Origin of the sequence: Thalassomonas sp. RHCl1 (assembly GCF_947387555.1) — a bacterium.
GTDB lineage: Bacteria > Pseudomonadota > Gammaproteobacteria > Enterobacterales > Alteromonadaceae > Thalassomonas.
In genome coordinates, this window is record NZ_CANDNZ010000003.1 from 65,915 (window position 1) to 82,089 (window position 16,175).

Below are 16,175 nucleotides of genomic sequence, written 5' to 3' on the forward strand. Positions count from 1 at the left end.
GTCTAAGTATAACTATTTGTATTTAAATGGTTATTTATTTTCCTTAAATGTTGTAGTTCAAAAATTGACAACTTATTGCGCTAAGGTGTTCCTCAGTTAATACAGGTGTTTTGCTTGGGTAACAATCCGCTATTGTTCCCGACAAGTATTCACAGGGTGTTGAACTTGAAAAGGAACAGAAGATGAAATCTTTAGAAGTATTGGCACAGCTTCACCATGACTTAGGCTTGGGCGAGTTGGCGCTGGATCACAACGGCAGAAGCAGTATCAAGATAGAATCCGATATTATCGTGACCTTTGAACTTGATATTGTACGCGACCAAATTGAACTTATCGGCATTGTCCTTAAAGGGCCATTTGACGATAAAGCCGCCTTGTTTTCCCGTTTGCTGCATGACAATTTTCGCTCAAATTTAGCCGGGGCCAGGTTGGCGCTGGACAGCTCGCAGGAGCAGGTTTTATTGTGCCAGACTTTAGTCACCGAGCATATCAGCCACTCGCATTTTGAACTGGCCGTGGCCCGGTTTGTCACCCTGTATGAGGAATTTCGCGACAGCCTCGGCGCTGATAGCGATACAGCATCAAACCAGCTTACCGATAATACGGCGCCGTTAGCCAATGCATTTGCCGACATGCCCTTTGGCATGATCCAAGCTTAGGGGTCTGATAATGGATATGATTAATCAGGCGTCGGCATTCAGACAAACCTCTCTTGATGCCGAGCATCTGGAGGTGAAATCACTGTTGGATGGAAAATCGGTCACCTCATCACAGACGCCGGATATCGGCAACCGCGAGGGGCTTGCCGAATCAGGTGTGCGCACTATGCGGGATCGCTTGTTGGAGTTGGTGGATTCTCCCCTCATTGGCGACGATGTTCCCATGGAAATTGTCGAATCCTCCATGAGTGATACTTCCTCCAGTGCAGGTATAGCAAAAGCACGCTCCATTGCCGCAGAGGTCATCAAGGAAAACGGTACCATAGACGGGGATAAACTCACTACGGCGATCGAACAATTAGAAGCTGATGTTGTTAATCCCAAACAGTCAAAACGCATGGCCGACATGCTGACCAAGCTAAAAGACAGCGATGAGTTAAAGACGGGGTTAACCAATGTCTGCAAAGATTACAATCCCCATAACAGTGCCAAAAATGCCATCCGCCAGACATTAGGATTGGGCACCACAGCCTTCGTAGACAAAACGGATGCCAGACGGGCCGCGTTAACGGCCTTTATGTGCGATTTGCGCCAGGGCAGTGCCGGCAGTTGTTTTGGCACCTCGACAGCCATTCTGGTCAAAAATCATAAACCGGAGCAGTTTATGACCGACATGAAGTCGTTGATGGAAAAAGGCTCCCTGACCCGTGGCGGCGTTGAAACCCCCATCAATATGTCGGTGAGCAGTAAATCGTTAGAAGCGAAATTAACCATCAATAACAATGGCCAAGTCACCAAAATGGATGAAAAAGATCTCGATGAAGCGGTGAGCTTACTGGATAACCCCAGCTTTAAAAGTGCCATGAAAGCTTCCGGCATCGCCGAAGAATCTCAGCTGCAAAAAGTCAAAGATGCCATTACTGCGTTAAATACCGACGCGGCAGACACCATTGATATCACTGCGGCAAAAATATTGAAACAGGTATTACGCACTAAGTTTGATATCAGCGCCGATCAACTGGCACAGGTAAAATCTGATTTAGCCGAAGGCAACGATATCGACGCCGACTTATTGCAAAAAGCCAAAGGTTATGCCAAAGCCTGGGTAGCCGCCAACAGCCTGGCCTCGGCTGAAACCGACAACCGCTTGTTACGCGCCTGGGAATACACAATATCGTCGATGGCAGAGCACGGCACCGCAGATGAATTGGCCAATAACAGTTTCTATAAAATGATGTTTGGCAGCCTGGATAGCACACCAAAACTCAGCTTAGACGCCAAAGCGACCGCGTTAAAAGACAGCTTTGACATAGAGTTAGATGACTCCCTTACCGAGCAAGGCCTCAGCGACGCCCTGGTGAGCCAAATCCAGGCCAAGGTCAAGCAGCATGTGCATGTGCTGTATAACGCCGACTATCAAGCTGGTGACGATTTATCGGAAGACGGCAGCTCAGATCGCGGCGGTTTCCAAATGCAATTTTCCCCGTCAGGTAACCGTCTCAACGACTTAGTTTCAATCGATAATAAGCAGCAGTATAAAGAGATGATGCAGTCACTTATCGACAAGGCGGTGAGCGAATTAAAACAAGATGAAACCTATGCCGATGACGACACCGCCAAATCCTTCATTACCCAGCTGGGGGCTGGTCTGAAAGCCTATGCCGGCGACGATGACTTTGTCACCTATAGCCAGGCAAAATTGAAATCAACAGCCCCTGAGTCTAAAGAAGATAACTATGAACCATGGGGGATCAAGTCAGGCGCCAATACCCGGGTGACCATGCAGCATTACTTTGAACTGGACGACAAACCGACACGAGAAACGCTGGGCGATACTGAAGAAGGCCCGACCCTGGACTCGTTCAATTTCATCGTCAAAACGTTAAGAAGTATGAACGATGACAGTGCATTGGAAAACAAGCTGGCAGCCAATGAAAACTTCTCTGTGCCGATTCAAACCGGACACCATGCGTTTTTACTTAAACTCAGCCCAGAATTAATGTCGGGGGTGACCTCAGGCGATGACATTGGCGATTGGCTGACAGACACTTTCGGCGAAGGCTATGACTTAGGCGTAGATAACATAGATGACTTCGGCACAGGAACCCGAAGCGATATGTTAGGGTATGCCCGAACGGTGCTTGCGAACTTGCAGGACATCACAGATGATTTTAAAGCAGACATCACAGCTAAAGTTGAGCACGCTATCAGCCTTGAAGATGACGTAGACGACGATCTTAATTTTCATGATGTTGTCATTGATAATATGAAGAGCGCCATGGATAAATATTTTAAACAGTATTCAATAGACCACGGTGCAAACAGTAAGTTAAGCGCAAATCAGTTGAGCAACTCGGATCATTTATCCAGTGATTTACTCGATGAAGCGCTGTGGAAGTCACGTGACAGCCTGGGCAACATGTTGCCAGATCCAGTAACTGTTGTTGTCGCAGATACCAACTGGGGCACAGGCGATAACCATAAACAATTTGCCTATACCTTGAGCCCGCAAAATAGTACCGTAAAATTTGTTCAGATAGATGAACATGGGGCTATGACGACTAAAGATGCCGATAAATGGTTTTCAGAGTCCACTGCAATTCTTACCGATATGAGCCAATATAGCTAGGAGGCACAATGCAACAAACACAATCTCAATGGAAAATTGCCGACAGCCTTTTTATTGGCTGTGAGCAAGCGGATGACAGAGGAAAACCCTCATTTTCAATTCTGGTCGGCGACAAGGTTTACTCACACGGTGCACAACTGCTGCAGGACTACCCTTGCCTGAGACAGGCGGAAACGGCAGAGATAACCGCCAAGATCCTGCTGTTTCTACACCGGGGCGAGCACGACAGCGTTATTATTGATGCAGACGCGTTTCAAAAGAGTTATCAGTCACGGTTATTACAGGAGCAGCTTGATGAAACACTTGCCCCTTTGTACCGCCAGCATCCCGAATTTGATGTTGAGCGCGTTCACCAACCGCAATGGCAAAATAACCGGCTTAGCTTCTTTTTTGTCGAGCATAACACGGGGCTGCCGTATTTTGTGTCATATGACTACCCGGCAGCGGGCATGGGTCAATCGCTTTTTCCGTCAGATCAGGAGCATGAGCCCGGCTTAGAATGCCGGTTGTTAGCAAGCCTGTAGCAGCAACTTCATAGTGATGAAGCTAATATTAAGCGGAACGATACCTGAGCATGGGATTATCAGCAAGATACCCCATAGCTCGGGTTTCGCTTAACTGTAACTAAGCCAGCACAGCATTGGACAGCCAAAATCTGATTTATACCATCACCTTTTTAGCTGTGTAAGTTTGTAGATGTCCCGCATTGCTTGTTTCAAAATAAGCGGAAAATTCTCAACTATACTAACCATTATTCCAAACGCTATTGCCTTCTAATTAAATAGCCCATGCCTTTTGAACGTTCGCTCGTTTCAATGTGCCTTGTTCTTGGAGCAAGTCTGAGTTACCTGTGCGCGCCTGCATCTGCGGCAGAAGAGAATGAAATCTTACAAGAGTTGTTTGAGATCAGCATAGAGCAGCTAATTAATATCTCCATTGCCAGTAAAACCGAGCAAACAATACAAGAAGCCCCTGCGATCGTATTTGTGGTGACACGTCAAGAGATACAGAAACGGGGTTGGCGAACCTTACTGCAAGTATTGGATCAGGTGCCGGGTTTTATGATCCGAAAACAAGAAGCGGGCGCATACTCTCTGGTCGTTCGAGGTATGCGGGCTGTTGCCGGTGCTTTGATCATGATTGATGGCGTGGCGCTCAATGACCCGCTTGATGGTAACTTTGCTTTTTACGACTTTCCGGTCGGCGCTATTGAAAAAATTGAGATCATACGAGGTCCGGGATCTGCACTTTACGGTGGTAATGCCATGTTGTCGGTGATCAATATCATCACACAGCTTCCTGATACTCAGGAAATAACCCAGGCTCAAGTGACACTTGGCCAGCATGACTACCAGGGGGGAGCGATAACGATTTCGAAACAGCTTAGCAATTTAGCGCTCAAAGGCTGGTTCGAAGGCTATGATAGCGATTCTGAGTCTATCGCCATCAAATCCGACGCCGTAGATGACCTTATCAGTAGAGGTGAAGCACTTGACACCTTTGGCGCTATTGGCGGCGCCAACACCAAAAGGCGCACCCAAAGCCAGTTTTATACCGCCGGCTATCATTTGGCGATGACAGAGGGCTGGGCCAAAGGGCTGTCTGTTCAGGGGCTGCATATCATAAAACATAAATGGCCCCGCCTTTCCCGCCTGCTTGCCATCCCTTCTGATAACAATTTAGAGCTACGACACGATCTGAATAAATTTGCTGTCCACTATGATCAAAAGCTCAACCATGCATTGTCAATCGCCGCCAAAGCATTCTACACCTACCTCTACAATCGCTCGTCGGGACAACTGACACGGCCTTACGAACGAAATGATGACGAAGATTTTGACGGCATCAGTGAACGCTGGCCTAATGGCAAGCAGGAAATAAGAAGCTATGAATTTGAAATTTACGGACTTGAATTGTCAAACCTCTGGCAATTTAGCCAAGAGCTGTCAATTACCTCAGGTATGGTTGCGCAAAAGTATCAACTGGGCGATACAAAAAACTATGCCAATGTCACCAGCGCCATCAACGGCAGTCCGTTATCAATCAACCTGGGTCAGGTTGTTAATCTTCAAGTACTAGATCCCAAAAACAACAAGCCGACATTCTGGATTGCCCAAGACGTTAGCCGGGAGTTGCTGGCAGGTTACCTGCAAACACTCTGGCAAGCCTCTGAAGATATTTCAGTGGTTGCCGGCATTCGCTATGACAGCTTTGATGACTTTGGTCACTCCACCAGCCCGCGTATCGCCATGACCTGGCAATGGTCTGATCGCATCCATCTGAAAGCCATGTACGGTGAAGCGTTTAATCCTCCCTCCTTTATCAGTTTGTATGATCAAACCGTTACCGACCAAAACGAGTCTCGTCAGTTTGGCAACCCCAATTTAAAAGGGGCCGAAATACGTACTTCGGAATTTTTATTGGGTTATCAGTTTGATGCACATTGGACAATAACAGGCTCTGCATTTTATGCCCGTACCAAAGACGAAGTGATCTTCGATACAGACACCAATCAATTTAAAAATGAGGGTAAACGCAGCACCCGGGGCATTGAAATAGAAATCAAAGGAGTCTGGCAAGATTATGATCTTTGGTCACATTATACTTACCATCAGCCAAAGGAAGGCTCAGGTACGGGGGCTCCCCTCTACCCCGAGCACCAGTTTAATTTGGGCATAAGTGCCAAGGTTACCGACGCTTTCAGTGTGGCGAGCAACTATACATATCGTTCTAAAATGAAGCGCGAGCCGATGGACAACCGGGAGCCCATTTCAGATAACCACAGGGTTCAACTCAGCGGCCATTATCAGTTATCTCAGTCGCTCAAACTGTCACTTTCCATAGACAACCTGTTTGACAGTGAACGGTTTAGCCCGGTGGATATCACGCAAGCCCAGGCTTTACCCCATGATATTCCGCTTGAAGGCAGGCAAGCGGTGTTGTCTGTTACCGCCAGGTTTTAACAAAGGAGATAGTCAATGAAAAATATCAGGCTATACCCGTTAATATTCATCATTTTTGTACTGCTTGCCCCAGCATGCTCGGTAGATGAAACCATCAAGTTGCCTGAGCCGGAAAATCCACCAGGCGAAGGGCAAGCACAAATTGTCAATATAGGCTCCTTAAGCATAGAGGTAATCAACGAGCAAGGCTTGCCCGTACCCGGTGCCGTCATAGGCAGTATCCCAACCTTAAATCCGGTGCAGACAGTAGAGCAGACGCCGACAGATGCTAAAGAGCGACAACTGACCCTGGCCCGGTTTATCACGGATGAAGCCGGCCTCTATACCTTCAATAACATCACCTTCAATGTTTTGCAGTCGCCGCTTATTTTTAACGCTTACGATAAAAACGAGGCGACTCAGATGGTTTACTTTGGCTCCACTTTTGTTGACTTAGAAGCCGATCAAGAGGAAGTTAAGGTGACGGTTCAGCTTACTGGACAACCCGCTATCAATGCCGACGTTAAAATAGCACTGTTTGACCCCGAACCTTTCCCACGCGCCATCGACTTCTTTAGCCGGGAAGGTATTTATTTCGATAACCTTATTTATGATCAATATCACCTTGGAGGAGCGCACGAGTGGCAAGATTGGGATAACTCGACCTGGGATGTGGTGCTTAATTTAGAAAACCTGAGCAATTATGATGTTATAGTGATCGGCTTTGACGCCTCTAAATATGTTCAATTTGACCTCCTGGTAAGGTATCGGCAGACGCTTATCGACTTCATCAAAAATAACAATGATAAGCTGCTTTTCCTGGCCCAGCAGAATCATGCCAGCTTTACCTGGAGCTGGGTAGCTGACTTTGATGTACCGCAAGAAGGCCTTAACGGAGGTTTTTTAACCACTCTCTATGATACGGCCCATTTAGAAGATGGTATGCTCACCCCAAGTGGGCAATCACATCCGATATTTGCATCAACTCCTTTAGCTTCTGACCTTGATGCCGACACTAATAATGTTGCCGACGTATGGGAGAACTGGATTCATATTGAGCCGAATAAACCCCAGATAAAAGAAAAAGTTGCCTGGCATGCCGGAAATAGTGAAGTTTTTGAGCAATATGGCTGGGATATTTTGGTAGCAGGCCCGGCTAGTGAAGACTACTTTAATTTACCGAAATCTTCCGGCGTGATAACCGCAATTAAGCCCTTTGCCAACGGCAGCCGGATATTTTTCAGCGATGCCACCTATTATCAGGCCTCTTATGGGCCACAAAAATCGGCTTCAGCCATCATCCTTAAAGATCGCTTGGTATCTTACTTAGCTACTTGGCCCGGTTTGCGCCAGGATTAAGCTGAGAATATTTATATATGCTGAACCGCATTATTTTATCTTCTTATACATAGACTTATACAACATAAATAATTGTAGTAGTCAATAATACCCGTACAGACTTTTAAGTTTTTCCTCTGTTTTAAGCACAAAATCAGACAACTAAAATTTGATTTTCAGCCACCACCTTATCACCTGCTAGATACTTTACAAACACCAGCATAATTATTCGTATTTAAAATGGGGGGTTAATTTTCAAACATTATTGTTCAAAAATTGACAACTTATTGCGTCAATCTGTTCCTCAGTTAATACAGGTGTTTTGCTTGGGTAACAATCAGCTATTGTTCCCCGACAAGTATTCACAGGGTGTTGAACTTGAAAAGGAACAGAAGATGAAATCATTAGAAGTGCTGGCACAGCTTCACCATGACTTAGGTTTGGGCGAATTGGTGCTGGATCACAACGGCAGAAGCAGTATCAAAATAGAATCCGATATTATCGTGACTTTTGAACTGGATGTTGTCCGTGACCAAATTGAACTTATCGGCATTGTACTTAAAGGGCCATTTGACGATAAAGCCGCCTTATTTTCCCGCTTGCTGCATGACAACTTTCGCTCAAACTTAGCCGGCGCCAGATTGGCGCTGGACAGCTCGCAGGAGCAGGTTTTATTGTGCCAGACTTTAACTACTGAGCATATCAGCCACGCGCATTTTGAACTGGCCGTGGCCCGGTTTGTCACCCTGTATGAAGAATTTCGCGACAGCCTCGGCGCTGATAGCGATATCGCAGCATCAAACCAGCTTACCGATAACACAGCGCCGTTAGCCAATGCATTTGCCGACATGCCCTTTGGCATGATCCAAGCTTAGGGGGTCTGATAATGGATACGATTAATCAGGCGTCGGCATTTAAACAAACATCTCTTGATGCCGAGCATCTGGAGGTAAAATCACTGTTGGACGGAAAATCGGTCACCTCAGCACAGACGCCGGATATCGGCAACCGCGAGGGGCTTGCCGAGTCAGGTGTGCGCACCATGCGGGATCGCTTGCTGGAGCTGGTGGATTCTCCCCTCATTGGTGACGATGTTCCCATGGAAATTGTCGAATCCTCCATGAGTGATACTTCCTCCAGTGCAGCAATAGCAAAAGCACGCTCTATTGCCGCAGAGGTCATCAAGGAAAACGGCACCATTGACGGGGATAAACTCAATACGGCGATCGAACAATTAGAAGCTGATCTTGTTAATCCCAAACAGTCAAAACGCATGGCCGACATGCTGACCAAGCTAAAAGACAGCGATGAGTTAAAGACCGGGTTAACCAATGTCTGTAAAGATTACAACCCCCATAACAGTGCCAAAAATGCCATTCGCCAAACATTAGGATTGGGCACCACAGCCTTCGTAGACAAAGCGGATGCCAGACGGGCCGCGTTAACGGCCTTTATGTGCGACTTGCGCCAGGGCAGTGCCGGTAGCTGTTTTGGCACCTCGACAGCCATTCTGGTCAAAAATCATAAACCGGAGCAGTTTATGACCGACATGAAGTCGTTGATGGAAAAAGGCTCCCTGACCCGTGGCGGCGTTGAAACCCCCATCAATATGTCGGTAAGCAGCAAGTCGTTAGAAGCGAAATTAACCATCAATGCCGATGCCCAGATCACCAAAATGGACGGTCAAGATCTCGATGAGGCAGTGGGCTTAATGGACAACCCCAGCTTTAAAAGTGCCATGAAAGCTTCCGGTATCGCCGCAGAATCTCAGCTGCAGAAAGTCAAAGATGCCATTACCGCATTAAATACCGAAGCCGCAGACACGATAGAGATCTCTGCGGCAAAAATATTGAAACAGGTATTACGCACTAAATTTGATATCAGCGAAGAACAACTGGCACAGGTAAAATCTGGTTTAGCCGAAGGCAACGAAATCGACGGCGCCTTATTGCAAAAAGCCAAGGGTTATGCCAAAGCCTGGGTAGCCGCCAACAGCCTGGCCTCGTCTGAAACCGACAACCGCTTGTTACGCGCCTGGGAATACACGGTATCGTCGATGGCAGAGCATGGCACCGCAGATGAATTGGCCAATAACAGCTTCTATCAAATGATGTTTGGCAGCCTGGATAGCACACCAAAACTCAGCTTAGATGCCAAAGCGACCGCGTTAAAAGACAGTTTTGACATAGAGTTAGATGACTCCCTTACCGAGCAAGGCCTCAGCGATGCCCTGGTGAGCCAGATCCAGGCCAAGGTCAAGCAACATGTGCATGTACTGTATAACGCCGATTATCAAGCAGGTAGCGGTTTATCGGAAGACGGCAGCTCAGATCGCGGCGGCTTCCAAATGCACTTTTCCCCGTCAGGTAACCGTCTAAACGACTTAGTTTCAATCGATAATAAGCAGCAGTATAAAGAAATGATGCAGACAATTGTCGACAAGGCGGTGGACGAATTAAAGCAAGATGAAACCTACGCCGATGACGACACCGCCAAATCCTTCTTTACCCAGCTGGGGACAGGTTTGAAAGCCTATGCCGGCGACGATGACTTTATTGCCTACAGCCAGGCAAAATTGAAATCGACAGCCCCTGATTCTAAAGAAGACGACTATGAACCATGGGGGATCAAGTCAGGTGCCGATACCCGGGTGACCATGCAGCATTATTTTGAATTGGACGACAAACCGACCCAAGCCACAATGGGCCATGGGGACCAAGGCGCAACCATAGACTCGTTAAATTTTATCGTCTCAACGTTAAGAAGTATGAATGATGACAGCGCATTGGAAAACAAGCTGGCAGCCAATGAAAACTTCTCTGTGCCTATTCAAACCGGGCACCATGCGTTTTTACTTAAGCTCAGCCCGGAATTAATGGCAGGTGTGACCTCAGGCGATGATATTCCCGACTGGATGGCAGCAACTTTCGGCGATGACTATGATATAGGCGTCGATAATCTAGATGACTTCGGCACAGGAAGCCAAGGCGAATTATTAGCGTATGCCCGAACGGTGCTTGCGAACTTACCGGACATCACAGATGATTTTAAAGAGACTATCACATCTAAGGTTGAGATCTCTATCGGCAATGAAGATGACGAAGTCGACGATCTTAATTTTCGTGAAGTTGTCATTGAAAGTATGATGACCGCCATGGATGAATATTTTAGGCAGTATTCAAGCGACCACAGTGTAAACAGCCAGTTAAGCACAGAACAACTGGATAACTCGGATCAGTTAGCCAGTGATATACTCGATGAAGCGTTGTGGAAGTCACGTGATAGCCTGGGCAATATGCTGCCAGATGAAAAGACGGTTATTGTCGCAGATACCAACTGGGGCACAGGCGATAACCATAAACAATTTGGCTATACCTTAAGTTCGCATACCAGTACCGTAAAATTTGTTCAGATAGATGAACATGGGATAATGACGACTCAAGATGCCGATAAATGGTTTTCAGCGTCTAGTTCGATACTCACCGACATGAGCCAATATAGCTAGGAGGCACAATGCAACAAACACAATCTCAATGGAAAATTGCCGACAGCCTTTTTATTGGCTGTGAGCAAGCGGATAACAGAGAAAAATCCTCATTTAGCATTTTGGTGAGCGGCAAGGCTTACTCACATGGCGCACAACTGCTGCAAGACTACCCTTGCCTGAGACAGGCGGAAACGGCAGAGATAACGGCCAAGATCCTGCTGTTTCTACACCGGGGAGAGCACGACAGGGTTATTACCAATGCTGGTGAGTTTCAAAAGAGTTATCAATCACGGTTATTGCAAGAGCAGCTTGATGAAACGCTTGCCCCTTTGTACCGCCAGCATCCCGAATTTGATGTTAAGCGTGTTCACCAACCGCAATGGCAAAATAACCGGCTTAGCTTCTTTTTTGTCGAGCATAACACGGGGCTGCCGTATTGTGTGTCGTATAACTGCCCGGCTGCGGGCATAGAGCAATCGCTTTTTCCGTCAGGTACAGAGCATGAGCCCGGCTTCGAATACCGGTTATTAGCAAGCCTGTAGCAGCAACAAAATACTGGTGAAGTTGCTATTAATCGGAACGTTATAGGAATATGGGATTCTCAGCAAGATAACCCATAGCAGTAAAGTCTGAGCCTAATAGTTTTTATAGGAACAATAATTAACAACCTGGATTCAAGTTTCAAATACACCACTTTTAACTTGAATCCAGGAGGAATTATTCGGCCATACCACCAAGGCTACGACATAAACAACATTAAATAATTTCTTCAGTTGGTTGTTGCAAGGTTGCAAGCTGGTTGACCGCCTCAGTTAAATCGAGGGATTGAATGTAATCATCCAGTTTATATAAAATTGATTCAAGCCCTTTAAAATCTAACTTCTGTAAGTCAAATTCAAACACCTGTGGCGATTGATACATACGCACAGAAAAAGTGCGATTGGTTAAGTCTGATACAGTGACCCACTGGGTATAGTCATGAACACTCTTTCCTCTTGAGTCTCTGCTGGTACCAAGAGGAATATCAACGGTATTGAGAATATGAAAAGCCAGTGTGGTTGCGTCAGCTTTCCCGACGGCAATATCAGCATCGATCGGCGCTTGTTCCCTGTACATTTGTGCACAGCAGTTGCAACTTTTCTTAAACTTATTCGCTTCGTCAATTTCTTTTTGAGTTAACAATTGGAAGACTGGAAATGAAAAATTAGTCATCATCGACGCACGGACAAAGCGGTCAACAGGTGTAGAACTGCCGGGTAAACCCGAAAACCCCGTCCCTTGGGCGTGTGAAAAACTCTGGAATTTATAAGCAGCCTGTTTATACGTCTTGATACTTGGTGTATCAGGCACACCTTCATCATCCTGAAAGTTAAATGGCACCACATTGACATAATTATTGATAACATTCTCTTGCTGCCAACCAATCAAGGGATCGTTTGTCAGTGCTCCTATAGGGTTCAAGTCTGTGATCTGCAATTGCCCTTTAACATACTCAAGTACAATGCTATTGCCTTGTGCATCATGCACGGGAAAATGAAAATTCATTGCACTGGGTACAGAACTCGGCTCAAAGGGATTGGCCACTAAGATCTTATCTTTGTTTTTAACATGACTCTCAACCAGAGATGAGCCATTCGAGTTAATGGTCAACGAGCCGTACTGTAGACTGTCAATAACATCTTGGCAGGTTGCACAATTCGATAAGATCCAAGTTGTAATGCTCTGATAAAACACGACGCCTTTCGAGGCGACAGGTTTAGCATCTTCATCAAATGGATTTTGATACACTGATTGAGCCAATACCATAGTGCCCGTTGTAAGCCCCTGATCATTCATGCCATTTGTCGCAATGTTTGAATATAAATCATCGTTGTCTTCACTGCTTTTTTTGGCAGCCCCCTGTAGGGCTTGGCTTATTTCTGTGGCAAAACCATTAAGTGCCATAAAGTTATATTTGCCGGTCCAAGTGAGTAGATTAGGGATAATCCTTTTTATATCGGCGCGAGGAATAAACTGTGTTCGGTCCTTATCCTTTAATAATCGTTCGAGTGAGTGAGCCGCCATCTGCTTGTATGAAAAGCCTTTTCCTCTGAAAAATAGTTCTGACTTTAAATTTGGACCCAGCTCCATCGAGCGGCCAATAACAGGTATGATTTTATTAGGGTCTAATGTCAGTGCTTTAATAGAAAAGTCGGTACACATAAATATATTCCTTTTAAATGGACTGTTACGGGCATCCATAAATTGATAGCCATGGAGCTGCACGCCACTGGCCATTCGTAATTTAATTAATGAGTGTCCCGTTTTTTAGCTTTTGTTTTTTAGCTTGAGATAAGATGACTCAGATGACTGTAAAAAGGTATTACACCACCATTACAGCCAGCAAAAAAAACGTGGGATCCCAGATCTTGTTTTTGCACTCATGCCTGGTGGGGACCGTCTTCTGGCTGAGATTGAGCTGATAATACAAGTTTGAGGATGTCCCGCATTGCTGTGTAAAACTCAGAAATTATTGATGATATACCCTCAAGTCAATGACACTGACCTTATAGGTTCTTTTAAGCGAGAACAAAGCTGTTACACCTGCCCCCTCTGACACTCTTGACATACAGGCGATCTATCCTAGTCTCAAAGAATAGAGCAAGTGCTTTACTAACTATTAGATGTCAAAATTTAGATAGTGTGGCAAATAGTTATTGCACTGCGCGTTGTCGATTTAAAGGGAACGTATGACCCCTAAACATCACAAACAAAATCTAACAGCTCTGCTATTGTCCGGCACAATATTGGTTCATTCAGGTAGTCATGCACAAAACGATGAACCCTACAAACTGCAAAATATCAGCTTAGAAGACTTACTCAATTTAACGGTATCATCAGCATCTGGTATTGAAGAAACTCTGCGTGATGCCCCAGCCGCCATGGTTATCATTACCTCAGCCAATATAAAACAACGTGGTTACACCAGTCTTGACGAAATAATTTTGGACTTACCAGGGTTCGATAGCACAGTGACTAATGGTAATGGTGGCGTCATAACGTATCAACGCGGGTATCGCACGCCATTAACTCAACGAACCCTGATGCTAGTTAACGGCATAGTAGATAATCATTTATGGTACCACGAGGCAACACTCTCAAAAAATTACCCTTTATCAAACATAGACAGGATCGAAGTTTTATATGGCCCGGTAGGGGCAGTGTATGGACCTAATGCTTTTTTAGGAATCATCAATTTAATCACACTCGATGCCAAAGATACGCACCAGAATGATGATTTTTTCAAAGTGAATATTCAAACAGGAAGTTACGATACCCAAAGTGTCGATTTAACCGCTGGCGGCAATAGTGACCACTTTACCTATAACCTTTCTGCTAAATATTACTTAAGTGATGAAGCTGGCATAGATGATCTATCACCTTGGGGATTTGTCAGTAACGATCTATTGAGCAACAGAGATATTTGGGGGCCGGTAATATATGACACAGCGCTTGCTAATAATTGCTCGGCGGATGGTTGTCCCCATAGCTCTAATAACAACGACTTTGGTAGCTACCACGATCCGCAGAGAGAATGGGGTATTCTCGCCGATGTAAGTTTTAAGGATTTTACACTGGGTGTTATTACCTGGGATATGCGTCATGGTTGGGGTCCGCAATATCCTCATGACAGAGCGCAACCCGGTGCTGAATGGTATCGAAACTCTGAACAATATTACTTGCGGCATACAGTAGACTTTAACGAACAACTTCAAATTAATACCCTTGTGCTCAGCAGAACCAGTGGCAATGGCGGCTACTGGGTAGAAGCTTTTCCTGGCTCAAATGCTTTGTCTGGCCCGGATGTAGTCTCATATCTGACTATTTCAGATTGGAGAACACATAATAAAAGCTGGCTATTTAAACAAGATTACGAATTCGGCTATAGCGACACATTAATAATCAGCGGAGGGATCAAATTAGAAGATAAAGAACTCACCAAAGCTTATGATGCATGCGGTTATTATGCCGAAACTTTTTGCTCGTCCGATACGCCTGAAACTGCTGGAGATGGTGTTGCACTCAACACCGATAGCACAATAAATATTCAGCCTGATACATTAAGTAAGATGCCAGACGAAAACTTGGCAAATTTAACGGATAGAGGGGCATATTTGCAGGCTATTTGGAGCATAGACGATTGGCGAGTAAATGCGGGTATTAGATACGACAGAAATAGCTTGTATGGCAGTACAGTTAATCCTAGAGCTTCTGCTATTTATTATCTTTCAGACAAATCAACCATAAAGCTGTTGTATGGCACTGCATTTCAGGAGCCGGCACCGATTCAGCTTTGGGGAGGATGGAGCGGCCGAGCTGCAAACCCTAACCTCAAACCCGAAGAAGCGAAAAACCTTGAACTTATCTATATGTACCAGCAAGACAATTGGCTGCATGACTTGTCACTATTCACCGCAAGATATGACAATGTAATAAAAGAAGAAGCAGAAAATGCAGGGAAACGCAGTACCATAGGTCTGGAATATCGCGGTAAATTTCAGTTCGATAACTTTATTGAAGGAGCAAGTAATATTACCGGACACCTGTACTATACCTATACTAAATCGAAAAGCAGTGTTAGCTACGACCATGAGCTGGATTTGTGGGTAGGTCAGGGGATCGAAAATTGTCATGAAATCGCTGCAAGCAACACGCTGTCATACGATCCCTGTAGTGATATGAATATAGATCTTGGAGATATTTCGCCTCACAAAATCAATGCAAGTATCAACGTCCCAATAGCAGAATCGTTTAATGTCAATGTTAAAGCCAATTGGGTAGCAAGTAAGCGACTTTATTTAAGAAACGCGCTACGTGCAAAAGGTAGAAAAAATGATGAATACTTAACCGTCGATGCAAATATCAGCTATCGGTTCGAGCCTTTTCAAATTGGGCTAAAAGTTAAAAACTTATTTGATGAAAGATATTACCACTCCGGCGCAGAAGCGGCGGCTAGCGGTGACGATTTTGAGCATCGTTCGCAAGGTTGGGCAAATTCCCTTATCCCACAGACAAGACGGAACTTTATGGTGACACTCAGTATGCGTTTTTAATTTCGGGTCATATTCTAAATAGAGCCA

The 16,175-nt window shown here is 45.4% G+C and carries 10 protein-coding genes; 9 read left to right on the forward strand and 1 reads right to left on the reverse strand.

All coding sequences use genetic code 11. The annotated features are described in order from the left end of the window. The first annotated feature begins 182 nt into the window (after window positions 1-182). The 8 genes from QL234_RS10785 (at window position 183) to QL234_RS10820 (ending at window position 11,597) form a co-directional block, all read left to right on the forward strand. A complete protein-coding gene (locus QL234_RS10785) occupies window positions 183-659 on the forward strand; it encodes a type III secretion system chaperone (RefSeq protein ID WP_281557842.1) in 477 nt (158 codons plus the stop codon). A 10-nt stretch (window positions 660-669) separates the two neighbouring features. Next, entirely contained in the window at window positions 670-3,288 is a 2,619-nt protein-coding gene (locus QL234_RS10790; RefSeq protein ID WP_281557843.1) for a hypothetical protein, read from the forward strand. 8 nt (window positions 3,289-3,296) lie between these two features. Continuing rightward, window positions 3,297-3,812, forward strand: a complete 516-nt coding sequence (locus tag QL234_RS10795; RefSeq protein ID WP_281557844.1) for a hypothetical protein — start codon at window positions 3,297-3,299, stop codon at window positions 3,810-3,812. Between the two features lie 291 nt (window positions 3,813-4,103). Next, window positions 4,104-6,251, forward strand: a complete 2,148-nt coding sequence (locus QL234_RS10800; protein ID WP_281557845.1) for a TonB-dependent receptor — start codon at window positions 4,104-4,106, stop codon at window positions 6,249-6,251. A gap of 15 nt (window positions 6,252-6,266) precedes the next feature. Then, the gene (locus tag QL234_RS10805) at window positions 6,267-7,589 is read left to right on the forward strand and encodes a hypothetical protein (RefSeq protein WP_281557846.1); all 1,323 of its coding nucleotides are present in this window, start codon (window positions 6,267-6,269) and stop codon (window positions 7,587-7,589) included. A 374-nt stretch (window positions 7,590-7,963) separates the two neighbouring features. Then, window positions 7,964-8,443, forward strand: coding sequence for a type III secretion system chaperone (locus QL234_RS10810; protein ID WP_281557847.1), 480 nt, complete (start codon window positions 7,964-7,966; stop codon window positions 8,441-8,443). 11 nt (window positions 8,444-8,454) lie between these two features. Next, entirely contained in the window at window positions 8,455-11,073 is a 2,619-nt protein-coding gene (locus QL234_RS10815) for a hypothetical protein (protein ID WP_281557848.1), read from the forward strand. 8 nt (window positions 11,074-11,081) lie between these two features. Beyond that, window positions 11,082-11,597: a hypothetical protein gene (locus tag QL234_RS10820; RefSeq protein ID WP_281557849.1), complete on the forward strand. Its 516-nt coding sequence runs from the start codon at window positions 11,082-11,084 to the stop codon at window positions 11,595-11,597. Window positions 11,598-11,811: 214 nt separating this feature from the next. Here the strand turns inward: QL234_RS10820 and QL234_RS10825 are convergent, their stop codons facing one another. Continuing rightward, on the reverse strand, window positions 11,812-13,257 hold the full coding sequence (locus QL234_RS10825; protein WP_281557850.1) for a linear amide C-N hydrolase: 1,446 nt from the start codon (window positions 13,255-13,257) through the stop codon (window positions 11,812-11,814). Between the two features lie 527 nt (window positions 13,258-13,784). On the opposite strand from QL234_RS10825, the gene QL234_RS10830 reads away from it, so the two are divergent. Beyond that, window positions 13,785-16,148, forward strand: a complete 2,364-nt coding sequence (locus QL234_RS10830) for a TonB-dependent receptor (protein ID WP_281557851.1) — start codon at window positions 13,785-13,787, stop codon at window positions 16,146-16,148. Window positions 16,149-16,175: the final 27 nt, after the last annotated feature.